This is a genomic window from Xanthomonas citri pv. citri, assembly GCF_000961215.1.
In the GTDB taxonomy this organism is placed as follows: Bacteria; Pseudomonadota; Gammaproteobacteria; order Xanthomonadales; family Xanthomonadaceae; genus Xanthomonas; species Xanthomonas cissicola.
In genome coordinates, this window is sequence record NZ_CP008998.1 from 3,723,981 (window position 1) to 3,747,044 (window position 23,064).

20 protein-coding genes and 1 riboswitch are annotated in these 23,064 nt (G+C 66.4%); of the genes, 2 read left to right on the top strand and 18 right to left on the bottom strand.

Features of this window, described 5'->3' with window-relative positions:
• Positions 1-376: 376 nt before the first annotated feature.
• The 18 genes from AMD14_RS16545 to AMD14_RS16630 all read right to left on the bottom strand — a co-directional run bounded on the left by AMD14_RS16545 (position 377) and on the right by AMD14_RS16630 (position 21,565).
• A complete protein-coding gene (locus tag AMD14_RS16545) occupies positions 377-1,111 on the bottom strand; it encodes an adenosylcobinamide-GDP ribazoletransferase (RefSeq protein WP_011052089.1) in 735 nt (244 codons plus the stop codon).
• Positions 1,108-1,722, bottom strand: coding sequence for a histidine phosphatase family protein (locus tag AMD14_RS16550; protein ID WP_011052090.1), 615 nt, complete (start codon positions 1,720-1,722; stop codon positions 1,108-1,110). Before AMD14_RS16550 ends, AMD14_RS16545 begins: the two co-directional genes overlap by 4 nt.
• Positions 1,719-2,765 carry a nicotinate-nucleotide--dimethylbenzimidazole phosphoribosyltransferase gene (cobT, locus tag AMD14_RS16555; protein WP_011052091.1) on the bottom strand — a complete coding sequence of 349 codons (1,047 nt, stop codon included), beginning with the start codon at positions 2,763-2,765 and terminating at the stop codon, positions 1,719-1,721. The genes AMD14_RS16550 and cobT overlap by 4 nt, the downstream gene beginning before the upstream one ends.
• A complete protein-coding gene (cobU, locus tag AMD14_RS16560; RefSeq protein ID WP_005921413.1) occupies positions 2,762-3,283 on the bottom strand; it encodes a bifunctional adenosylcobinamide kinase/adenosylcobinamide-phosphate guanylyltransferase in 522 nt (173 codons plus the stop codon). Before cobU ends, cobT begins: the two co-directional genes overlap by 4 nt.
• Positions 3,271-4,746, bottom strand: coding sequence for a cobyric acid synthase (locus AMD14_RS16565; RefSeq protein ID WP_011052092.1), 1,476 nt, complete (start codon positions 4,744-4,746; stop codon positions 3,271-3,273). The genes cobU and AMD14_RS16565 overlap by 13 nt, the downstream gene beginning before the upstream one ends.
• The gene (gene cobD / locus AMD14_RS16570) at positions 4,743-5,726 is read right to left on the bottom strand and encodes a threonine-phosphate decarboxylase CobD (protein ID WP_011052093.1); all 984 of its coding nucleotides are present in this window, start codon (positions 5,724-5,726) and stop codon (positions 4,743-4,745) included. The genes AMD14_RS16565 and cobD overlap by 4 nt, the downstream gene beginning before the upstream one ends.
• Positions 5,727-5,819: 93 nt before the next feature.
• Positions 5,820-6,734 carry an adenosylcobinamide-phosphate synthase CbiB gene (cbiB, locus tag AMD14_RS16575; RefSeq protein WP_011052094.1) on the bottom strand — a complete coding sequence of 305 codons (915 nt, stop codon included), beginning with the start codon at positions 6,732-6,734 and terminating at the stop codon, positions 5,820-5,822.
• Between the two features lie 70 nt (positions 6,735-6,804).
• Positions 6,805-7,416: a cob(I)yrinic acid a,c-diamide adenosyltransferase gene (gene cobO / locus AMD14_RS16580; protein WP_003488891.1), complete on the bottom strand. Its 612-nt coding sequence runs from the start codon at positions 7,414-7,416 to the stop codon at positions 6,805-6,807.
• Positions 7,413-8,018 (bottom strand): hypothetical protein, encoded by a 606-nt coding sequence (locus AMD14_RS16585; RefSeq protein ID WP_015463503.1) that lies wholly within the window; start codon positions 8,016-8,018, stop codon positions 7,413-7,415. Before AMD14_RS16585 ends, cobO begins: the two co-directional genes overlap by 4 nt.
• The gene (locus AMD14_RS16590) at positions 8,018-8,602 is read right to left on the bottom strand and encodes a hypothetical protein (RefSeq protein ID WP_003488896.1); all 585 of its coding nucleotides are present in this window, start codon (positions 8,600-8,602) and stop codon (positions 8,018-8,020) included. The genes AMD14_RS16585 and AMD14_RS16590 overlap by 1 nt, the downstream gene beginning before the upstream one ends.
• Positions 8,603-8,865: 263 nt before the next feature.
• Entirely contained in the window at positions 8,866-10,743 is a 1,878-nt protein-coding gene (btuB, locus tag AMD14_RS16595; RefSeq protein WP_015463504.1) for a TonB-dependent vitamin B12 receptor, read from the bottom strand.
• A gap of 114 nt (positions 10,744-10,857) precedes the next feature.
• Positions 10,858-11,080, bottom strand: a riboswitch (cobalamin riboswitch).
• A gap of 147 nt (positions 11,081-11,227) precedes the next feature.
• Entirely contained in the window at positions 11,228-13,813 is a 2,586-nt protein-coding gene (clpB, locus tag AMD14_RS16600) for an ATP-dependent chaperone ClpB (RefSeq protein WP_015463505.1), read from the bottom strand.
• A gap of 277 nt (positions 13,814-14,090) precedes the next feature.
• Entirely contained in the window at positions 14,091-14,918 is an 828-nt protein-coding gene (locus AMD14_RS16605) for an ATP-binding cassette domain-containing protein (protein ID WP_015463506.1), read from the bottom strand.
• Complete coding sequence (gene ssuC, locus AMD14_RS16610) at positions 14,915-15,709, bottom strand: aliphatic sulfonate ABC transporter permease SsuC (RefSeq protein ID WP_011052098.1); 795 nt, start codon at positions 15,707-15,709, stop codon at positions 14,915-14,917. Before ssuC ends, AMD14_RS16605 begins: the two co-directional genes overlap by 4 nt.
• Before the next feature lie 118 nt (positions 15,710-15,827).
• The gene (locus tag AMD14_RS16615; RefSeq protein WP_015463507.1) at positions 15,828-16,940 is read right to left on the bottom strand and encodes a sulfonate ABC transporter substrate-binding protein; all 1,113 of its coding nucleotides are present in this window, start codon (positions 16,938-16,940) and stop codon (positions 15,828-15,830) included.
• Positions 16,941-16,951: 11 nt separating this feature from the next.
• Positions 16,952-17,992, bottom strand: coding sequence for an L-glyceraldehyde 3-phosphate reductase (gene mgrA, locus AMD14_RS16620; protein ID WP_011052100.1), 1,041 nt, complete (start codon positions 17,990-17,992; stop codon positions 16,952-16,954).
• Positions 17,993-18,008: 16 nt separating this feature from the next.
• Positions 18,009-19,337 carry an LLM class flavin-dependent oxidoreductase gene (locus AMD14_RS16625; RefSeq protein ID WP_011052101.1) on the bottom strand — a complete coding sequence of 443 codons (1,329 nt, stop codon included), beginning with the start codon at positions 19,335-19,337 and terminating at the stop codon, positions 18,009-18,011.
• 68 nt (positions 19,338-19,405) lie between these two features.
• Complete coding sequence (locus tag AMD14_RS16630) at positions 19,406-21,565, bottom strand: TonB-dependent receptor (protein WP_015463508.1); 2,160 nt, start codon at positions 21,563-21,565, stop codon at positions 19,406-19,408.
• A gap of 369 nt (positions 21,566-21,934) precedes the next feature.
• On the opposite strand from AMD14_RS16630, the gene AMD14_RS16635 reads away from it, so the two are divergent.
• Together AMD14_RS16635 and AMD14_RS16640 are read left to right on the top strand one after the other, a co-directional pair.
• Complete coding sequence (locus tag AMD14_RS16635) at positions 21,935-22,243, top strand: GIY-YIG nuclease family protein (protein WP_005915765.1); 309 nt, start codon at positions 21,935-21,937, stop codon at positions 22,241-22,243.
• 45 nt (positions 22,244-22,288) lie between these two features.
• Entirely contained in the window at positions 22,289-22,996 is a 708-nt protein-coding gene (locus AMD14_RS16640; RefSeq protein ID WP_003488653.1) for a glutathione S-transferase, read from the top strand.
• Positions 22,997-23,064: the final 68 nt, after the last annotated feature.

Here is a 23,064-nt window from a genome sequence, read left to right on the forward strand (position 1 = left end):
CGTTCTACAAACTCGCGCTCTACCGCGCACGTATGTTACTGATATCAAGACGTTCTCAAAATTTGAGTACGCAATTTTGAAGCTTCTGCCGTAACCTGGCGCTTCCAGGTCGATTGTGCTGCAGCGACGTCAGAAATGCTAAGCCTTGTTGCGGAACGCCCTCGTTAGGCTTGTAGACCAAGCGAGGGACTTCTCTGAGTGCCGGGAAGCCACGAGCGACGCTGGCGTTGCACCTGCGCCGGAGAACTCAGCAGATGACGCACGCTGACGGATGCCGTTGGTCGCAGCGCCCACGGGCGCTACGCAGGCACAGACGATGCGCGGGCTGGGGTCATCAGTCGGGAGGACGATTGCGTCAGCTGCAGCGCCTGCCTGGTCAAGCCGACCACAGCGCCAGCGTCACCAGCACGGCCGTTTCGGTCAGTTCTACCAATGCGCCGCAGGTATCGCCGGTCATGCCGCCCAGGCGCTGCAGGCAGGCGCGGCGCCAGAGTGCGAACACCAGTGCGGCGATGCCGACGCACAACGCCGCGGTCGCCAGCCCGGCAACGCTGCACACCGCGATGCCGGCGCTCAGCGCCAGCCACAGGCCTGCCCGCGGGGCGCCCGACAGCGCGCTGCCCAGCCCGACAGCGCGCACATACGAGGTGCTCAGGAACGCGGCAACCAGCGCGCTGCGCGCCAGTAGCGGCGCCAGCCATAGCGTGGTCGGCGCCTGCGCCAGCAGGCTGGCCAATGCGGCGCATTTGAGCAGCAACACTAGCACCACTGCGGTGACTGCCATCGGGCCGCTGGTGGGGTCCTTCATGATCGCCAGTGTGCGTGCGCGCTCGCCCGTGCCGCCAACCCAGGCATCGGTCGTGTCGGCCAGGCCGTCCAGATGCAACGCGCCAGTCAGCCACACCCAGGCGCTCAACAGCAGCGCTGCGCCGAGCAACGGCGCTACCTCGCGCAGGCACCAGGCCAACCCGCACACCACCCCACCGAGCAACACGCCCACCAGCGGGTACCAGCAAAGCGAGCGCGCCTGCGCGCCTGCGCGCGTGAACACCCGGGCGGGCACCGGAATACGGGTCAGAAACCCGATCGCCGCCAGCAACCCGTCGATCATTCTGTGTCGTGCGCCGGTGGCAATGCAGTGGATGAAACCGGCGACCCAAAGGCGCCAGCCGCGTCGGTTGGCGGCCAGGCCAGCGGATGCAGGGACGCATGCGGCACTGCCAGTTCGGTCATTCGGCCGAAACCATTACCGGCAACCAGGCACTGCAAGGCACGGATGGCGCCGCCGTGGGTGACCACCAGCACGCGTTGCGCCGGATAGCGCGCCACGATGTCGTCCAGTGCCGCAGACAAGCGTGCACAGAAGTCTGCGAACGGTTCGGCTTGCGGTGGCGGGTGGCCTACCGGGTCGGCCCAGAACCGGCCGAGCGCCTCGCCGTCGTCGCGGTCGATATCCGCCACCGGCACGCCCTGCCAGCGGCCAAAGTGATATTCGCGCAGGCGCGGGTCCAGCTGCAGCGGCATGGCACGCGCTTGGGCGAGCTCGGTGGCGAACAAAGCGCAGCGCTGCAACGTGGATGTCACGACTGCGTCCCACACGCCATCGGCAGTGGCCGCACGTAATTGCTGCCAGCCCAGCTCGGTGAGCGGGTCGTCGAGCTGGCCGCGATAACTGCGTTGCCCCGTGTCGCCATGCCGCAACAAGGTGATCTGCGCGCTCATGCGTCCGACACCCCGGCTTCGGCGAAGGTCGCCATGCCGTTGTGCAAGGCGCAGGCGCTGCGCAGTAGCGGAATCGCCACCGCCGCGCCGCTGGCTTCGCCCAGACGCAGATCCAGTTGCAGCAAGGGCTCGGCATCCAGCGCACGCAGCAGTGCCGCATGCCCACGCTCCTGCGAGCGATGCCCGAACAACAACCACTCGCGCACGCCGGGATTCAGGCGCGTGGCCACCAGTGCCGCCGCCGTGGTGATGAAGCCATCCACCAGCACCGGGATGCCGGCCTGCGCGGCGGCGATATAGGCGCCGACGAGGGCAGCGATTTCGAATCCGCCCAGCCGACGCAGACGCTCCAGCGGGCTCGATGCATCGGCATGCAAGGCCAGCGCACGCGTGATCACGGTGGCCTTGTGCGCGATGCCTTCGGCATCCAGGCCGGTGCCTGCACCGGCCATCGCCTGCGGGAACTGCGACAGCAAGGCGCAAGCCAGCGCCGCGGCAGAGGTGGTGTTGCCGATGCCCATCTCGCCGCCGACAAATAGCTGGGTATCGCAGCTCCTGGCCTGCGCGATGCTGTCGGCACCGGCGGCGATCGCATCGCGCAATTGGGTGGCCGTCATCGCCGGCTGTTCGCAGATATTGGCGCTGCTAGGCGCAATCCAGGCACGCCGCACCCGCGGCAGGTCGCCGGGGTCGTTGACCACGCCCAGATTCACCACTTCCAGCCGCGCGCCCAGCTCGCGCGCCAGTACCGCAATGGCGGCGCCACCGCGTGCGAAATTGCGCACCATCTCGCCGGTGACCGCCTGCGGAAATGCCGAGACCCCTTCGGCCGCTACGCCATGGTCGGCGGCATACACCGCGATCCAGACCCGCTGCGCTCCTGGCCGTTCGGTGCGTTGCCAGGCTGCCAGCTGCACCGCCAGGTGTTCCAGCCGGCCCAGCGCGCCGGGCGGCTTGGTCAGCTGTTCCTGCCGGGCAAGCGCGGCAGAGCGCATGCGCGCGTCCGGCACTGCGCAGGCACCAAAGATCCAATCGCTCCTCACACGCGCTCTCCTTTCAACACCATCGGCAACCCTGCCACCACCAACACCACACGCTCGCACTGTAGCGCCAATGCCTGATGCAGCCAGCCAGCCTCGTCCACAAACCGACGCGTGAGTTCACCCAACGGCACGATGCCCTGCCCCACTTCGTTGCTGACCAGCAGGATCTGCCCCGGCAACTGCGGCAGCGTTGCCAGCAGTGCGTCGCGCTCGCGCGCGAATACGTCCGCATCCGGGTGACCAAGCAGGTTGCTCAGCCACAGGGTCAGGCAATCCACCAGCACGCAGCGATCCGGCGCGGCATGCGCCTGCAGGCTTGCCGCCAGCGCGATGGGCTCTTCCACGCACTGCCAATGCGCTGGGCGTTGGCTGCGGTGATGGGCAATGCGCCGGTGCATTTCCTCATCGAAGGCTTGCGCTGTAGCCAGGTAGGTCACTGCGCGCCCGGACGCTGCCGCGATGCGCTCGGCCAGTGCGCTCTTGCCCGAACGGGCGCCGCCAAGAATCAGGTGCTGCATGCCGCCTCCCTGCTGATGAGGCGTGTCAGTGCGGCGGTATCCAGATGCGTGTGCACCGCATCGGCCAGACGTTCCAGGCTGGCTTCGCGTAGCGCGGCAAGATCCAGTGGCGCGGCCTGCGCCAGACCGGCCCATGCCAGCAATGCAGCCAGTGCCTGCGGGTGGTCGAACACACCATGCACATAGGTGCCGAGCACCTGGCCATCGTCGGAGATGGCGCCATCGGTACGCCCATCGTCCAGCTGCAGCAATGGCCGTGCCAGCGCAGCTCCGCTGCTGATGCCGCAGTGAATTTCATAGCCGCTGACACCGGCATCGCCCAGCAGCAGGCGCCCGTGCACGCGATGCAATTGCTTGTGCGGCTGCAGCGTGGTTTGCAGCGGTAGCCACCCAAGACCGGGGCTGCTGCCCGCTGCGCCTTCGATCCCATCCGGGTCGTGGAGATGGGTGCCCAGCATCTGCAGTCCGCCGCAGATGCCAAGCAGTTTTCCGCCATAGCGCAGGTGACGGGCGATGGCGGCGTCCCACCCATGCGTGCGCAGCCACTGCAGATCGTGCCGGGTGGATTTGCTGCCCGGCAGCAGGATCAGATCGCACGGCGGTGGCGTCTGCCCAGGACCGATCAAGCGCACATCCACTTGCGGATGCGCCAGCAACGCGTCGATGTCGGTGTGATTGCTGATGCGCGGCAGCACCGGCACCACCACGCGCAATTGCGACTGCGGTTTCTGCGGCGCGTTGCGCGGCACCGCATCTTCGGCATCCAGCTGCAGGCCGTGCAGATACGGCAAGACGCCGAGCACCGGCTTGCCCGTTTCGCGCTCCAGCCATTCCAGGCCGGGCTGAAGCAGCGCAAGATCGCCGCGAAACCGATTGATCACAACACCTGCAACGCGTGCGCGCTCGCTGGCCGAAAGCAACGCCAGCGTGCCGACCAGATGGGCGAACACGCCGCCGCGGTCGATGTCGGCCACCAGAATGACGGCGCAATCCACCGCTTCGGCATACCCCATGTTGGCGATGTCGTTGGCGCGCAGATTGATCTCGGCCGGGCTGCCGGCACCTTCCACCAGCACCACATCGAAGCGCTCGACCAGGCGCTCATGCGAGGCCAATACCGCCTTGAATGCGGTTGCCTTGTAGGCGTGATAGCCCACCGCATCCAGCGTGGCGACCGGCTGCCCGTGCACGATCACCTGCGCACCAGTATCGCTGTTGGGCTTGAGCAATACCGGATTGAAATCGGTCTGCGGATCCAGCCCGCATGCCTGTGCCTGCAATGCCTGCGCGCGGCCGATTTCGCCACCGTCCACCGTCACTGCCGAATTCAACGCCATGTTCTGCGGCTTGAATGGCGCCACCGCAATGCCCTGGCGATGCAGCCACCGGCACAGCGCGGCCACCAGCGTGCTCTTGCCCGCATCGGAGGTGCAGCCCTGCACCATCAGCACGCGTGCGCTCATGCCAGCACCTGCCGCAGGGCCGCATCCAGACGCGCTTCGCCCGCGGCATCGGGGGGAAGGCCGAAGCGCAGACTGGACGGTGTGTCGAACAGCCGCGTCAAAATGCCGCGTTGCGCCAACGCGACGTGCAAGGTGGCGGCGTCCTCGCGCCGACACCACTGAAAGAATGCAGTGCTTGCGGTAAGTACGATCGAATGCGCATGCAACAGCTGCGCAAGCCGCTGCGATGCCGCGTGCAGGCGCGCACATGCCTGCAACTGCCACGGCGTATCGGCCAATACCTGTTGCACGGCCCAGCGTGCCGGGCCGCCGAGCGTCCACGGCCCCAAGCGTTCGCGCACTGCATCCAGCAATGCGCGATCTGCGCAGACAAATCCCGCACGTGCGCCTGCCATGCCGAAGAACTTGCCCACCGAGCGCAGCACGACCAGACCGGGCCGTTGGGTGAAGGCGCATACGCTATGTTGCGGTGTCGCATCCATGAAGGCCTCGTCGATCACCAGCCACCCACCGCGTGCTGCAAGCCGCGCATGCAGCTGCAGCAGCGTGTCGGGATCGAAGCGGTCGGCGCATGGGTTATTGGGGTGGATCAGCACGATCACATCCAACGTCTCACCGGCTTGCAGCAACTGCGCAGCGCTCATCGGCACGACCTGATGTCCGGCACGCTGCCATGCCTGCGCATGCTCGGCGTAGCCAGGCGTGAGCACGCCGACGCGGCTGGGTGCGCGCAGCAGCGGCAAGGCCTGAATCGCCGCCTGCGAGCCGGCCACCGGCAGTACCCGCGGCGCGCCGTAATATGCAGCCGCGCGTTCGGCCAGGCCATCGTCGTCTTCGGGCAAGCGCTGCCACACATGCTCCGGGATGGCGGGCACTGGCCATGCAAACGGGCTCACGCCAGTGGACAGGTCCAGCCACTGCGCGAGCGGAATGTTGTAGGCCTGCGCAGCGCGGCGTAGACGTCCGCCGTGTTCAAGCATTGCGCACTCCCGGTGGCGGCGCGGCGCTACCTGCGCCGTCGTGCACGGTGCGCCGGTGCATGTTGGTGAAGCACCAGACCATCCGCGTGCCGATCATCGCATCGCCAGCGCAGTTGCCAGCACGCCCAGCAGCAGCCAGAACGCGACACCGGCGCGCACCAGCCGCAACGCACGTTGCACGCTATTTGCGCTTGCCGCCGCGCCCTCGCCCAGCGCGGGGCGTGCCTGCCAATGGCTGTGGTACGGCGCAGGCCCGCCCAGTTGGACATGCAGCGCGCCTGCACCCGCTGCCATCACGGGACCGGCATTGGGGCTTTTCCAGCCACGTCCCTGCCGCCAGGCGCAGCGCATGCCCGCGCAGGTGCGACCCAGCACCGCATAGGTCGCTGCGGTCAGCCGCGCCGGCAGCCAGTTCAACGCATCGTCGATGCGCGCCGCAGCCCAGCCGAAGTTGACATAGCGCGGCGTGCGATAGCCCCACATCGCATCCAGCGTATTGGATAGCCGATACAACACCGCTCCCGGCGCGCCCAGCACGACGCCCCAGACCAGCGCGGCGAAGACGGCATCGCTGCCGTTCTCCAGTACCGACTCGGTCGCTGCGGCAGCGACCTGGGTCGCGTCCAGTGCGGCCGTATCGCGACTGACGATACGGCCCACTGCAGCGCGGGCGGCAGGCAGATCAGTGACTTGCAGCGCATCGATCACCGCTTGCGCGTGTTCACCCAGGCTACGCAGGCCCAGCGCCGAATACAGCGTGATCGCGGCAAACCCTGCCGCCGCCCAGGGCGACACGCACCACAGCCCCCATTGCACCACTGCAGCGACACAGGTCAACGGCAACACGCTCACGCACCACGCCAGGATGCCGGCGCTGCGACGGTCGCGGTGCAGGCGCGCTTCGACACGTTGGGCCCAGTTGCCGAACAGCACCAGCGGATGTCCGCGCCGCGGCTCGCCGAGCATCAGATCCAGGAGCACGGCAGAGGTGGCAATCACCAGCAGCATGGCGTGCAGTCCCGGCGCATGCCAGCCAGCATGCCGAGCCATACGAGGCGTTGCGCGCGCACGCTCACGGCTACAGCTCGATGCCGAGTTGCGCCTTGATGCCGGCATTGAAGGCGTGCTTGACCAGGCGCATCTCGGTCACGGTGTCGGCGACTTCGATCAACCCGTCCGGCGCGCCGCGCCCGGTGATCACCACGTGCTGGCCGGGCGGTCGCGCGGCCACGGCAGCAAGCACCTCATCCAGCGCGATGTAGTCTTTCACCAGCGCGATGTTGAGTTCGTCCAGCAGCACGAAGTCGTAGCGCGCATCGGCCAGCATGCCGCGCGCGAGCTGCCAGGCGGCCTGCGCGGCGGCGATGTCGCGTGCGCGGTCCTGGGTTTCCCAGGTGAAGCCTTCGCCCATGACGTGATAATCGAGCAGATCCGGAAAGCGACGGAAAAACGCTTCTTCGCCGGTCGAAAACGTGCCCTTGATGAATTGCACGACGCCGCAATACAGGCCATGCCCAAGCGAACGCGCCAGCATGCCGAAGCCGGACGAGCTCTTGCCCTTGCCATTGCCGGTATTGACCAGCAGCACACCGCGGTCGATCACCGCACGTGCGATGCGCCGGTCGACCAATTCCTTCTTGCGCTGCGCACGTTCGCGATAATGCGTTTGATCGTGCTCGGGGCTGGTCATGCGCGTGCTCCAAGGGGTGGACGTGCGCCAGCGGAGCGTCGTGCAGCCAACAGCGCGAAGGCCAGGCCGACATAGCCGGCCAGGGTTGCAAGGGCGTGTGGATAGTCCGCCGGCACGCGCGCAATGAACCCGCCCGGCGTGGCATGCGGGTAGCGACCAGACAGGAAATAGAAGCCGGCTTTGGAGAGCAGATAGGCGGCGCTGCCGCTGATCAGCAAGGCCAACAGCGGCCCGACGACACGACGCCAGCCCTGGCGCTGCAGTTGCAACGCAGACAGCAGGCCGCCCCACCACAACGCGGCGTACGCCAACTCCAACGCCCAGTACGCCGGCGACAGGCACCAGTCGCTGCTGCTGCCCGAGGCCAGGCCGATCAGATCCAGCAGCGATACGATCCCGAACAGCAGCGGCAACATCCACAGCGGGCGTAACAACGCGCCGGCCAGAAAAAACGCCGCCCATGAGGCCGTGGGCAAGGCATCCACATTCGCAAAATGCTCGCCGCGCGCACAGACCATCAAGACGGCAAGTGCGATGCCGCACGCTCTGGCCGCTGTGCCGTGCAACGGCAACGGCGTCGCAGCTGCGCGCGGCGCCACCATCATGACACTTCCGATGGCGTGGAGAACGACGTTGCGGCGCGCCAGCGCAGCGCGCACCATGCGGCTGCCAGCACCACCGCCAGATACAGCGCTGTCGTGCGCACGAACAGCGGTCCCCACTGCCAGGCGCGCTGCAGATACTGCGCCCAGTGCGGGTCGGTGTAGCGCCCGCCCCACCAGTAGAACGCGCCATTGGAGATCAAGAACGACAGCACAGCGGCCAAGGTGCCCAGACCCCAGGCGATGCTCAGCGACGCAGCGCTTGGCCGCAGACGTGCGTGAGTCGCGCGCCCGGCGTACCAGAGCACGCCATAGGCCACCGGCAATGCCGCGTAGGCCGCCGTGATGCAGAAGTCGCTGACGCCGGCAAGGCGCACCGCAGTCCAATCGATCGCCACCGACAACCCCAGCAAGGCGATGAAGTAGCCGTGCCGCCGCAAGGCCAGGCCGCCGAGAAAGAACACGGCCATGGATGCATCCGGTAGGTGCAGCCAGTCACTGACATGATGGAAGCGGGTCGCGGTCATCAGCAGCATCGAAGCGATGAACAACAGGCGTTCGGAAGAGCGGGATAACGGCGGCATCGATGGTCTCCTTCAGATTTTCGATCGCCACCCGGATGGCGCAACAGACATCAGGCAAATGATCGCCCCCTGCAAACCGTAACGATCCTTGCATCCAGCAGCAAGCGCCGACTACGCGGCTTAGAGCGGCTAACAAAATGTCGCGGGCAATCGCCAGGTGAAACGCGGACAGCGCGAGCAACCGCGGTGTCCGCCTGGTCCATGCGGATCCGGGCACCGCGCGCGCCCATCCGTTGGCTGCGCAGTCGTGTCGTCGGCTGCTCTCAGTGCGCCGGTTGGTAGCGCAAGGTCAGCAGATAATTGCGGCCTGGCTGGGCGTACCAACGTGCGGTTTCGTAGTGGCGGTCGAACACATTGTTGGCGGCCAGTTGCACCTTCCAGTCCGCGTTCACTGCATAACTCACGCGCAGATCCAGCAAGCCGTAGCCGGCCAGGCGATCGGTATTGGCCAGATCGTCGTAGCGTGCACCCGATCCGAACAGGCTTGCGCCGATGCCGAATGCACCGATGTTGCGGTCGGCATCGATGCGCCCACTCTGACGCGCACGCCGCGGCAACCAGTTGCCATGATTGACCTCGCCATCGGCCTGCGGGGCAAGCCAGGTCAACGCGCTGCGCACGGTCCAGCCGGCCAGTTCGGTGTCGTAGCCCGCTTCCACGCCGCGAATGCGCGCCCGATCGATATTGTTCGGCTGCCCGAACGGATGCGTCGCATCCACCAACGAGGCGTCGTAGGCGATGAGGTCGTCGATACGGGTCTGGAACGCGCTGAGCGTCCAGGTGCCCCAGTCGTAGCGACCGCGCAGGCCGAGCTCGGCACTCTTGGAGGTTTCCGGGCCGAGCAGCGGGTTTCCGTATTCGGGGTAATACAACTCATTGAAGGTGGGCGCCTTGAACGCAGTGCCGTAGCTGGCGGTCAGGCGCAGATGCTCGGCGACATCCCAACCCCACAGCAGGCTGCCGGTGGTCTTGCCGCCGAACTGGCTGTTGTCGTTGCGACGCAGGCTGGCCTGCAGCGATTGGCTGCCAAACGTCTGCTGCCATTGCGCAAATGCGGCGCGGTCGATGCGGCTGTCGGCATCGTAGGTATCGCTGCTGGCGATGGCGTCGCGCTGCCAATCGAAGCCGACCGTGAGCAGACCGGGGCCGGTGTCGAGATCGGCCTGCAACGCACCCTGCTTGCGGCGGGTGTCGTAGGTCGACAGATAGGCGCCTTGGTAGTAAGCATCGCTCAGATCGGCGCTGCTGCCCACGCTGGCAGTGAGCTTGAGCGCATCGCTCGGCGCGTAACGCACGCGGCCGCCGATGGCCTGCTGCACGCCCTTGCTCAGATTGCCGCCGAATGCCGAACCGTCGTATTCGTTACGGCTCTGCGCGCGCAATACATGCACATCGGCATCCCACTGGCGATTGAAACGCCAGCCGCCCTGCGCGCTCAACGAATCGTTGCGATAGCCGTCGCGGTCCGGGTCGTAGGCGCTGGAGCCGGTATCCAGATACGCGTTGATACCGTCGGTTTCGTCGTGCACGGCGTTCACCGAATACCAACCACCGGCGTCGCTCAGATCGCCCGGGCTGCGCCCCGCAATGCCCGCGCCGTAGCGTCGCGCGTTGTCGCTGCCGGCCGCCACGCTCAAGGTCGGCACCAAACCGCCTTGCGGACGCCGGGTAAAGATCTGGACCACCCCGCCCAGCGCTTCGGAGCCATACAGGCTGGAAAACGGGCCACGCACGATTTCGATGCGTTCGATCTGCTCGATCGGCAGATCCTGCAACGCCGCGCCGCCAGCGGTGGCCGAGCCGATGCGCACGCCATCGATCAGCACCACCACATGGTCTGCCTCGGTGCCGCGCAGGAACAGCGAGGTCGCCTTGCCAGGCCCGCCATTGTTGGCCAGCGACACGCCCGCTTCGCCACGCAACAGGTCCTGCAGCGAATTGACCTGACGACGCTCGATCTGCGCGCGGTCGATCACCGTGACCGGCGCCAGCGTCTGGTCCTGGGTCTGTGCGGTACGCGAGGCGGTGACCACGACTTGGTCCAGATCGATGGCGGCCTCGGCCTGGGCCACAGTGGCAATGCACAGCGACAGCCCCACGGCGAGCACGGCACGACGCGGCGAAACGGAAGAAAGGGACATCAACTGCTGCTCCTGGAACCGCGCCAACCCGCGCGTGGGCAATCGGGCGGCAGGCAGCAACGGGCCAAGCGTCCGGCGCGCAGCGTCAGACGAGCAAGGCCACGCCCACCGCGTGCCGGGTCAATCCCTCAGGCCGGTCTCCGGGCTTGCGAGTGGAAGCTGGCGCTTCCGATGCCGCGCCTTCCCATGCGACTGCACAGTGGCGTAGTGCGGCATCTGACCTCGCCCACCGTTGCGGGGGCAGCTCCGGAATTGCAGCTCGCCAAGGCGATCCGCGCACCGGATTCCCGTTTAAACCACCGGCCAACCGGCAGTCACCTCAGGGGCGCGCATGGTAGCAGGATTGGCGGACCGCGCCGCCGAGATCTGCGGCGGCCGGCCAGCCGCACGTTCCAGCTCGACGTAGGAGCGCACCTGGGCGCGATGGGCGTTCCCGGTAAAGCCATCGCGCCCAGTGCACTCCTACGCCGTGCGGGCCTCGCGCTCAGTCCTTGGTAAACACCAGCCGTCCGCCGTCGGCACGCACGCGCACGCTATCGCCGCTGAGATACTGGCCCGACAGGATCTGCTGCGCCAGCGGGTTCTCCACCTGCGATTGGATCGCGCGTTTGAGCGGACGCGCGCCGTACACCGGGTCGAAGCCGACACTGCCCAGCACCTCCAGCGCCGCATCGTCCAGGTCCAGCTTGAGGCCGCGCTCGGCCAGGCGTTTTTCCAGGCCTTGCAACTGGATGCGCGCAATCGACTTGATCTGCGCCTTGTCCAGCGGATGGAACACCACGATGTCGTCCAGCCGGTTGATGAACTCCGGGCGGAAGTGGGCCTGCACCACCCCCATCACCGCGGCCTTCATCTGCGTGTACGCCTCGGCGCTATCGTCGCCGGACAGCTCCTGGATCTGGTGCGAGCCCAGGTTGGAGGTCATCACGATGACGGTATTGCGGAAGTCCACGGTGCGGCCCTGGCCATCGGTCAGGCGGCCATCGTCGAGCACCTGCAGCAGGATGTTGAAGACATCCGGATGCGCCTTTTCCACTTCGTCCAGCAGGATCAGCGAATACGGACGACGACGCACGGCCTCGGTGAGATAACCGCCTTCTTCATAACCCACATAGCCAGGAGGTGCACCGATCAGGCGCGCGACCGAATGCTTCTCCATGAACTCGCTCATGTCGATGCGAATCATCGCTTCGGTGCTGTCGAACAGGAAATCCGCCAGCGCCTTGCACAGCTCGGTCTTACCCACGCCGGTGGGACCTAAGAACAGGAACGAGCCACTGGGGCGGTTCGGGTCGGACAGGCCGGCGCGCGAGCGGCGCACCGCATCGGACACCACCTTGATCGCCTCGTTCTGCCCGACCACGCGATGATGCAGTTCGTCTTCCATGCGCAACAGCTTGTCGCGCTCGCCTTCGAGCATCTTGTTGACCGGAATGCCGGTCCAGCGCGACACCACTTCGGCGATTTCCTCGGCGGTCACGCGGTCCTGCACCAGCTTGAAATCGTGGTGTTCGACTTCGTTGGCCAACGCCATCTGCTTTTCCAGCTGCGGCAGCACGCCGTACTGGATCTCGCTCATCTTGGCGTAGTCCTGGCGGCGCTGCGCGGCCTCCAGTTCCAGCTTGGCGTGTTCGATCTGCTCCTTGACCTTGGTGGTGCCCTGCAGCGCAGCCTTCTCGGATTTCCACAGCTCGTTGAGGTCATAGAACTCGCGCTCGAGCTTGTCGATATCGGTTTCCAGATCGGCCAGCCGTTGCCGCGAGGCATCGTCCTTTTCCTTCTTGAGCATCTCGCGCTGGATCTTGAGCTGGATCAGGCGGCGCTCCAGGCGATCGAGCTCCTCCGGCTTGGAGTCGATCTCCATGCGGATGCGCGATGCCGCTTCGTCCATCAAATCGATGGCCTTGTCCGGCAACTGGCGGTCGGTGATGTAGCGGTTGGACAACGTCGCGGCGGCCACGATGGCCGGGTCGGTGATCTCCACGCCGTGATGCACGGCGTAGCGCTCCTTCAGCCCACGCAGGATCGCAATGGTGTCTTCCACCGTCGGCTCGCCCACGAACACTTTCTGGAAGCGGCGCTCCAATGCCGCATCTTTTTCGATGTACTTGCGGTATTCGTCCAGCGTGGTGGCGCCGATGCAATGCAGCTCACCGCGCGCCAGCGCCGGCTTGAGCATGTTGCCGGCATCCATCGCGCCGTCGGCCTTGCCGGCGCCGACCATGGTGTGCAGCTCATCGATGAACAGGATGATCTGGCCTTCGTTCTTGGACAGGTCGCTGAGCACCGCCTTCAGGCGTTCTTCGAACTCGCCGCGAAACTTGGCACCGGCAATCAGCGCGCCCATGTCCAGCGACAGCACGCGCTTGCCGCGCAGGCCTTCGGGCACTTCGCCGTTGATGATGCGCTGGGCCAGGCCCTCGACGATGGCGGTCTTGCCCACGCCCGGTTCGCCGATCAGCACCGGGTTGTTCTTGGTGCGGCGCTGCAGCACCTGGATGGTGCGGCGGATTTCTTCGTCGCGGCCGATCACCGGATCGAGCTTGCCGCTCTCGGCGCGTGCGGTCAGATCGATGGTGTATTTCTCCAGCGCCTGGCGCTGTTCTTCGGCGTTTTCCGACTGCACGGTTTCGCCACCACGCAGCTTGTCGATGGCCGCTTCGATCTTCTTCTTGTCACCGCCGGCAGCGCGCAACGCCACGCCCAGCGGGCTGGCATCGTCGGCGGCGGCCAGCACGAACCATTCGCTGGCGATGAACGCGTCGCCATGTTGCTGGGCAAGCTTGTCGGTCTGGTTGAGCAGGCGATTGAGATCGTTGCCGATCGACAGATTGCCTTCCTGCCCGGACACCTTGGGCAGCGTGTCCAGCGCCTCGCCGAGGCGCTCGCGCAGCAGCGGCACGTTGACGCCGGCCTGCGACAGCAGCGGTCGGGTGCTGCCGCCGCTCTGGTCGAGCAGCGCGGCCAGCACGTGCACCGGCTCGATGATGTTGTGGTCGCGGCCCACAGCCAACGACTGCGCGTCGGCCAGCGCCTGCTGGAACCGCGAGGTGAGCTTGTCCATCCGCATGGGAAGATCCTCTGAACAGGTGGCCGGCACCGCCGGCGATACCGTGCAGATGCGGTTGCCGAGCGGGGTTTCAAGGTTTGCCGGTGCTGGAGATGGAAGCGGCCAGGCCGACGCTACCCAAGCGGGCGTGGCGAAGCGGGACGTGCAGGTGGGGCTCCCGCCGGGTGACGCACCAGCCAGTGACCCAGCGTGTCGCCGTGGGCGTTAGTGAAGCGGTGCGCAGGCGCCGGTATGGTCTCGGGAGCCGAGCCCGACACGCACGGGGCTAGAGACGGGGCTAGAGGATGCGTTGCAACGGCGAGGTGTCCTGTGCCGTCGCCCCGCGGGGCGGACCATGGCGCGTCTGCGCCTTCGGGGCAGCTGGCTCCGGCACCTGTGTCGTGCCCAGCAGACGCGACAGCACCTGTGCCTGGATCGACGCCAGCGCCGGCAGCCCGGGCGCACGCGGATGCGGCACCGGCACCGCCACATCCAGGCCAACCTTGCCGTGTTCGAGCACCACGATACGATCGGCCAGCGCGCTCGCCTCGGCCACGTCATGGGTGACCAACACCAGCGTAAACCCATGCTGCCGCCACAACTGCACGATCAGCTGCTGCATTTCGATACGGGTCAATGCATCCAGCGCCCCCAGCGGTTCGTCCAGCAGCAACAGCCGCGGCCGATGCACCAATGCACGCGCCAACGCCACCCGCTGACGTTGACCGCCCGACAACGCGGACGGCCACGCGTTGCCGCGCGTGCCCAGGCCCACCGCGTCCAGCGCCTGCTGCGCCTGCGCACGACCGGCCCGGCCCAACCCAAGCGCCACATTGTCGATCACCCGCTTCCACGGCAGCAGGCGGGCGTCCTGAAACATCAGCCGCACCGCATCGCGCTGCGCTGCCAATGGCGCGCGCCCGCTGTCGACCGTGCCGACATCGGCCGTTTCCAGCCCCGCGATCACGCGCAGCAATGTGCTCTTGCCGCAGCCGCTGCGCCCCACGATTGCCACGCACGCACTGGGCGCGATCTCCAGGTCGATGCCGCGCAACACGTCGCTGTCGCCATAACGTTTCGCGATGCCGCGTACGCGCAGCGGCAGCCCGGTGGTGGCAGCGCTCATCGGCGTAGCTCTGCACGCTGTTGTTGCGCCGGATGCCAGCCCAGCCACCAGGCTTCCAGCCCGCGCGCGGCCAGATCGGCCAGCTTGCCGAGCAGCGCGTACAGCACGATGGCGACCACCACGATATCGGTCTGCAAGAATTCGCGCGCGTTCGTTGCCAGATAGCCGATGCCGGAACTGGCAGAGATGGTCTCGGCCACGATCAGGGTCAGCCACATCAGGCCCAACGCGAACCGCAAGCCCACCAGAATCGACGGTAACGCACCTGGCAACAGCACGTCCCGGAACAGCTGCGGACCGCGCAGGCCATAGTTGCGCGCCATCTCGATCAAGGCCGGGTCCACGCTACGGATGCCGTGGTAGGTGTTGAGATAGATCGGAAAAAAGGTGCCCAAGGCGACCAGAAACAGTTTGGCGCCCTCATCGATACCGAACCACAGGATCACCAGCGGAATCAGCGCCAGATGCGGCACGTTGCGCAGCATCTGCAGGGCGCTGTCGAGCAGGCGCTCGGCCACGCGGCAGACGCCGGTCAATAGGCCGAGCGCAAATCCGATACTGCCGCCAATCGCCAGGCCGACCGCCGCGCGCCAGCTGCTGATGGCCAGGTGTTGCCACAACTCGCCGCTGCGCACCAGCGTGGCTGCCGCACGCAGCACCGCATCCGGCGCGGGCAGGATGCGCTGCGGCAACCAACCGCTGGAGGCTGCAATTTGCCAGCCCGCCAGCAAGCCCAGCGGCAGCAGCCAGGGCAACAATGCGTTGCCCAGGCGGCGCGAGGCGGCGCTCATCGCGACACCTCGGTCGTGGCGCGCTGCAGCGTGTCGCGTAGGATCGAAACGGCTGCACAGGCCCGGCCACGCGCAGCGCCATGGCCGCGGCTCCTGCATCTGCCTGCACTCCAACGCATCATTTGCTCACCGCCTGCGCTGTGCCAGCATCCGGCGCACGCCAGACCGCCGGTGCCACCAGCACGCGTTTGGGCAACAGGCGCTGCGCATAGAACAGATCGGCGGTGGCCTGCTGTGCCTTGATGACCTGCGCGCTGAGCGGTTGCACGCTGGCCGGTGGGCGATGCGCCAGCGTGCGCTCCACCACTGCGGGCGGCAGCCCACTCACCTGCGCCAATGTCTTGATGCTGCCGGCACGGTCGCGCTCCAGCAGGCCATCGGCCTGGTTGAGCGTGCCCATCACCTGCTGCACGAACGGCCCCCACGCCGTGGCATAGCGACGCGACGACAGGAAAAACCCACCGGTGAGCCCCAGGCCTTCGCCATTGGCGAGCAGGCGTGCGCTGCCATCCAGCGTCAACGCCGAATACCACGGGTCCCAGATCGCCCATGCGTCCACCTGCCCGGCTGCGAACGCCGCACGCGCATTGGCTGGCGACAGATACAGCGGCGTGATATCGCGCATGCTCAGACCTGATTTGGCCAACACCCGCAGCAGCAGATTGTGCGCACTCGAGCCTTTCTGAAAGGCGATACGCTTGCCCTTGAGGTCGGCCACCGTACGCAGCGCGCTTTTGCTCGGTACCAGAATGGTCTCGGCCTTGGGCGTGGGCGGCACCCAGCCCACGTAGAGCAGATCGGCACCGGCAGCCTGCGCAAACAGCGGTGGAATATCGCCGGCGCCACCCAGGTCGATGCTGCCCACATTCAATGCTTCCAGCAGTTGCGGGCCGGCCGGAAATTCCACCCAGGTGATCTTGGTCCGCGGAAAGCGCTGCTCCAGCAAACGATGCTGCTTGGCCAACACCAAACTGGAGACCGCCTTTTGATAACCGATCCGTAACTGCGCCGGCTCGGCCGCCAGCGCAGGCTGCGCCCACACGAGACTCGCCAACAGCAAGGCACTTGCCAACGCGGCGTACGCGGCCGCACGCGCGGCCATCAGCGAGCGGCACACCGTCTGCTGCCTGCCCGTTGCCCGCATCGCGGTTGCCGGTTGCACGCCACGGCCGCGCCAGCCCGATGGCTGCATCGCCGCTTCGATGGTGGTAGCTGTCACGCGGTAGCGCATCTGCGGCTTCCTCATTGCCAATCGGTGGACGGCTTTTCCCAGAGGTTGATGCCGCCTTCGACCGCATGGCGATCGATCTCGGCCAACTCTTCTGCACTGAATGGCGGCGCCTGCAATGCCGCCACGTTTTCGATCAGTTGCTCCGGACGGCTGGCGCCCAGCAACGCCGAGCTCACGCGCGCATCGCGCAATACCCACGCCAACGCCAGCTGCGCAAGGCTCTGCCCACGCCCGCGCGCAATCGCATCCAGCCCACGTGCACGTTGCAGGTTGTCATCGGACAGATGTTCCGGCCGCAGCGACTGACCGCCGGGCCGGTTGACCCGCGCGTCGGCCGGCACGCCGTCGAGATATTTGCCGGTCAACAGGCCTTGCGCCAGCGGTGTGAAGGCGATCACTCCAGCGCCGAGCTCCGCAGTGGCATCGAACAGCTCGTGCTCGGCCCAGCGGTTGAAGAGGTTGTACGCCGGCTGATGGATCAGCAGCGGCACCTTCCACGCGCGCAGCAGCGCAGCAATCTCACGTGTCCGCGCGGCCGAATACGACGATATGCCGACATACAGCGCCTTGCCCTGCTGCACCGCGCTGGCCAATGCACCGGCAGTCTCCTCCAGCGGGGTATCAGCATCGAAGCGGTGCGAGTAGAAGATGTCCACGTAGTCCACGCCCAGGCGTTGCAGGCTCTGATCCAGGCTGGACAGCAGGTATTTGCGCGAACTGCCGCCCTGCCCGTACGGGCCCGGCCACATGTCCCAGCCGGCCTTGGTGGAGAGGATCAACTCATCGCGATACGGCTTGAAATCTTCACGCAGCAGCCGGCCGAAATTGATTTCCGCGCTGCCATAGGGAGGGCCATAGTTGTTGGCTAGGTCGAAATGGGTGATGCCCAGATCGAACGCGGTACGCAGCAGTGCGCGTTGCGTGTCGATCGGCGTGCTGTCGCCGAAGTTGTGCCACAGGCCCAGCGATAACGCAGGCAACACAAGGCCGCTGCGGCCAACGCGGCGGTAGGCGATACGGTCGTAACGATCGGGATGTGCGAGATAGCGCATGGGGATGTCCGGTTGGTCAGCGTGCGCTGAAGCGATTGACGGTGCGTTGCAGCCCCAGATGATCGCGCAGCGTGCGCCCGGCATATTCACGCCGGAACACGCCACGTCGCTGCAGCTCCGGCACGACATGCGCGGCCACATCGGCCAGGCCACCGGGCAGATGCGGCACCAACACGTTGAAGCCATCGGCAGCGCCCTGTTCGAACCAGGCCTGCAGCTCGTCGGCGATCCGCGTGGGCGTGCCGATCAGGCTGTAATGGCCGCGCCCGCCCGCGATACGCCGGCCGAGCTGGGCGATGCTCAACTGCTCCTGTCCCGCCAGTTCGGTGAACAACTGCTGGCGGCTGCGCTGGCCGGTTTCGGTGAGCGGTAAATCCGGCAGCGGGCCATCCGGCGGATAGGCCGACAGATCGAAATTGCCCAACATGCGCGACAGCAATGCGATGCCCACCGCCGGTTCCACCAGGTCCTGAAACTGCTCGAATTTTTCCTGCGCTTCGGCCTGGCTCTGGCCCACCACGATGAACACACCGGGCAACACCTTCAACGCATCGCGTGGGCGACCGAACTGGTCCAGCCGGCCCTTGAGGTCGGCATAGAACGCCTGTGCCTTGGCCAATGAGGACTGCGCGGTGAAGACCACCTCGGCGGTCTCGGCGGCCAGCGCACGCCCAGGCTCGGACGAACCGGCCTGCACCAGCACCGGATGCCCTTGTGGGGCGCGCGCAATATTGAGCGGGCCACGCACCTGGAAATGCGTGCCGCGGTGATCCAGCACATGCGCCCGCGCCGGGTCGTGATGCAGGCCGGCGGCCTTATCCGCAATGAACGCATCGTCGTCCCAACTGTCCCACAGCCCGGCCACCACCTGCTGGAATTCGCGCGCACGCGCATAGCGCTCGGCGTGCACGTAATGCGCATCGCGGTTGAAATTCAGCGCTTCATCGGCGGCGTCGGAGGTCACCAGATTCCAGCCGGCACGCCCGCCGGAGAGATGATCCAGCGAGGCGAACTTGCGCGCCACGTGATACGGCTCGTTATAGCTGGTGGTCACGGTGGCGATCAGACCGATGCGCTCGCTCACCACTGCCAACGCGCTGAGCAGGGTGAGCGGCTCGAACAGGCTGGAACGCGCCATGCGCGAGGCCACCGGCCCACCGGCCGCAGCCAAACTATCGGCAACGAACACCGCATCGAACTTCGCGGCTTCGGCAATGCGCACCATCTCGCGGTAATGGTCGAACACCAGCGTGTCGGCACTGGCCTGCGGATGACGCCACGCCGCCACATGGTGGCCGGTGGCCATCAGGAATGCGCCCAGCGACAGCTGACGTGGCGCGCTCATCGCAGCGCACCGCGGACGGCAGCCATGTCACTGCTCACAGCAACATCAAGAAACATCACACCCATTCGTCAAAAATCCTTATGCACTTGCAGCCCGACATAACGCTGATCGTCGCGTGGCACCAATCGATAGACGTTGCCGGTCGCATTGGCCAGCAACGGTGCATACGCGCGGTCGCCGAGATTGCGACCCAGCACCGCCACCCGCCAGCCATGCAGATCGTCGGCCAACGCAATGCTGGCATTCCAGATTGCGTAAGGGCCCTGAATGGTTTGTGCGGTCTGGCTGAGGTCGTACTGCACGCTGTCCTGCCAGCTCACATCGCCGTTGAATTCCAGCGCCAGACTGCCGCGCAACGGCACGCGATAGGCCGCGCGCAGGTTGCCCTTCCAGTCCGGCGAGAACGGCAACGGCTTGCCATCCACGTTGCAATTGGCTGCCGCAGCTGCCGGGCAGGCGAAGCGCTGGATGCGTGCCTGCGTATAGGCCAGCGACGCCGCCAGGCTAAGCCGCTCGGTGGGCCGATACTCCAGATCCAGCTCCACACCCTGCGTGCGCACCTGCCCGGCGTTGATCAGGCGCGTCACCACCTGCCCGGCCACGGTGTCGAAGAAGTTGGCCTGGTAGTTGGCGTATTCGGTATGGAACAACGCCACGTTCGCACTGAGGCGATCGTCCAGGGCGCGCGCCTTCAGGCCCAGCTCCCACGCGTTGGAGGTTTCCGGCTTCAGCGCCGGCGTATCGCGCGGCTGCATGTTGAAGAACACGTTGTAGGCCGGGCCCTTGTAGCCGCGCGAATACGTGAGGTAGCCGGTGGTTCGCGCATCGACGTCGTACTGCAGCCCCGCACGGCCGGAGACGCCGTTTTCTGCGGTGCTCCCGCTGCTGGCGGTGGCGGGCTGGATACCGGTGACCGCGCTTGCAGAGGTGGACACGCGCTGGTGTTGATAGTCGAGCGTGTCGCGGGTGAAGCGCGCGCCGAGCAAGGCGCGCAGATCCGGACGCCAATGCCAGGTGGCCTCGCCGAACGCTGCATAGGTTTCGGCCCGGGTATCGTAATCGGCCACGCCCACGTTGCTTGCGGTCGGCGAGGTCACCGTGCGCTGGTAGGTTTCGTCGCTGCGCGCGTGCAGGTAGTACAGGCCGGCCACCGCTTCCACCGCACGGTCGCGCGGCGTCTCGATGCGCACTTCCTGCGAGTATTGCGTATACCCCAGATCGCCACGGTCGTGCGAGGACGGAAACGTTGCGCTGCGTTGCGCGGTGCGGTCGCCATCCTGGAATTGGGTGTTGTCCCACTGCCGCCAGGCGCTGATGGATGTCAGCACTGCATCGCCGAGCTGCTGATCCAGCTGCAGCGAGGCGCCCTTGTTGGTGTCTTCCAGATGCGTGCGGTAATCGCTGTTGATCTGCCGGTTGTCGTCCCTGGCGATGACCGGTGCCAGCGCCGCGGCGAAGTCGGCACGCGTGCTGTCCACCACCACACCGCTGGGCGCGTCGCTGTGCGATTGCAGGTAGTCGGCCAGCAGCGTCGCGTTCAAGCCAGGGTTCGGGCTCAGGTCCAGCCGCAAGCGCGCGCCGGCGCGGCGGTAGCCGTTGACGGTCTGGCCGTCGGCCACATTGCGCACGTTGCCGCCGTACTCGGCCCACAATGCCGACACGCTGGCCTTGAGCAGCTCCGGCACCAGCGTGCCGCCGACGCTGGCACGCAGGCGGTCTTCGTCGCCGCCACCGAAGTGCGAATAATCCACATACCCGCCGAATACCTCCGGCGCCGGCTTGCTGACGATATTGAGTACGCCGGCGGAAGCGTTCTTGCCGAACAAGGTGCCCTGCGGCCCGCGCAGTACTTCGATGCGCTCGACATCGAGCAGATCCAGCGTGGCCTGGCCCGGCCGGCCCAGCACCACGCCATCGATCACGGTGGCCACGCTGGGCTCCACGCCCGGCGAGGTCGAAATGGTGCCCACGCCGCGCAGGAACAACGAGGTGTCCTTGTTGGAAGCACCGGTGCGGAAGGTCAGGCTGGGCACCAGTGCCGGCAGGTCGGCCACGTTGTTGCGGTTCTCGCGCTCCAGCGTTTCGCCCTGCACCACGGACACCGCCACCGGCACTTGTTGCAAGGTGGTTTCGCGGCGCGTGGCGGTGACGGTCACCGCCCCCAGGGTCTGCGCCGTGCGCTCCGGTGCTGCGTCGGCATCGCCCGCTTCGTCGGCAACGGCCGGCATGCAGGCGCATGCCAGGCTCCATGCCAGCAACTGCGGGGTCCCCCACCATCGGGAAGCAGAAACGATGCCCGCCGGGCTCCGGTGTCGCGCAATCATTGACGTCCTTTTGTATGGGCTGGTTGGTGCGCAGCGTTGCTGCGGCCGGCATGCGCCGTAGGGTCGCCGCGCCGCGTGGTTTACGTAGCGCCAGCCAAGCCGGTCTCGACCGCGCAATGCAATACGGCATGCTGTTTGCCGGCGTCGCGAGCGTCAAATAACCAATGTTTAGGTGGTTATTCACTCCTGTGGCGGATCGCGCCTGGCCGGCAGCCGGATAGCCCGTCGCGCAGCCACGCTGCGCAAGCCCAGGCGAGTGGCGATAATGCGCGGATGGATGCACTCAAGCCCTGGCACCTCTACCTGCTGCTGTGTCGCAACGGCAGCTACTACGCCGGCATTACCAATGATCTGGAGCGGCGCTTCCAGGCGCATCTGCGCGGCACCGGCGCACGCTACACGCGCGCCAATCCGCCCGTGCAGATGCTCGCCAGCCACCCCTACCCGGACCGCGCCAGCGCATCACGCGCAGAGTGCGCACTCAAACGCCTGCCGCGTGCGCGCAAACTGGCCTGGCTGCAGGCGCAGCCGCGCACCGTCCACGAGTCACAACCTGCTGACGCGTCGATCACGCGCGTCTAGCCGGGAGTTTCCTACGCTGCGCTGCCCTTGATCGCGGAGCCGCGCATGCACTATCAACTGTATTACTGGACCGGCCTGCAGGGCCGCGGCGAGTTCGTGCGTTTGGCCCTGGAAGATGCTGGCGCCGCCTACACCGATGTGGCGCGGGTGCAAGGCGACGAGGTCATGAATGCGTTTCTGGAAGGGGAACACGCAGGTGCGCAGCCGTTCGCACCGCCTTTTCTAAAAGCGGGTGACATCGTGGTGGCGCAGGTCGCCGCGATCCTGCACTTCATCGGGCCGCAGCTGCAATTGGTGCGCGATTCGGAGCCGCAGCGCCTACAGGCGCTGCAATTGCAGCTGACCATTGCCGACCTGGTGGCCGAGGTGCACGACACGCACCACCCGATTGCGACTGGCCTGTATTACGAAGACCAGCAAGCCGAAGCGGCCAAGCGTGCGAAGGACCTGCGTGAGAACCGCCTGCCCAAATTCCTGGGCTATTTCGAGCAGGTACTGCAACACGCCGGGGGCACGCATGTGCTCGGCACGTATTCGTACGTAGACCTATCGCTATTCCAGCTGGTCAGCGGCCTGGAGTACATGTTCCCCAAGCGCATGGCGACGCTGGCAAAAAACGTTCCGGGGCTGAAGGCGCTGCAGCAGCGCGTGGCCCAACGGCCGCGTGTTGCGGCCTATCTGGCGTCCGAACGACGTGTGGCTTTCAACACAGATGGCATCTTCCGTCATTACCCGGAGCTGGATGCGGCATAGGCAGGGCGCCTTGGTCGCCTTGGTCGAGGGTAGTACGCGAGCGCCACATGAGGGTGTGTCGCGGGCCG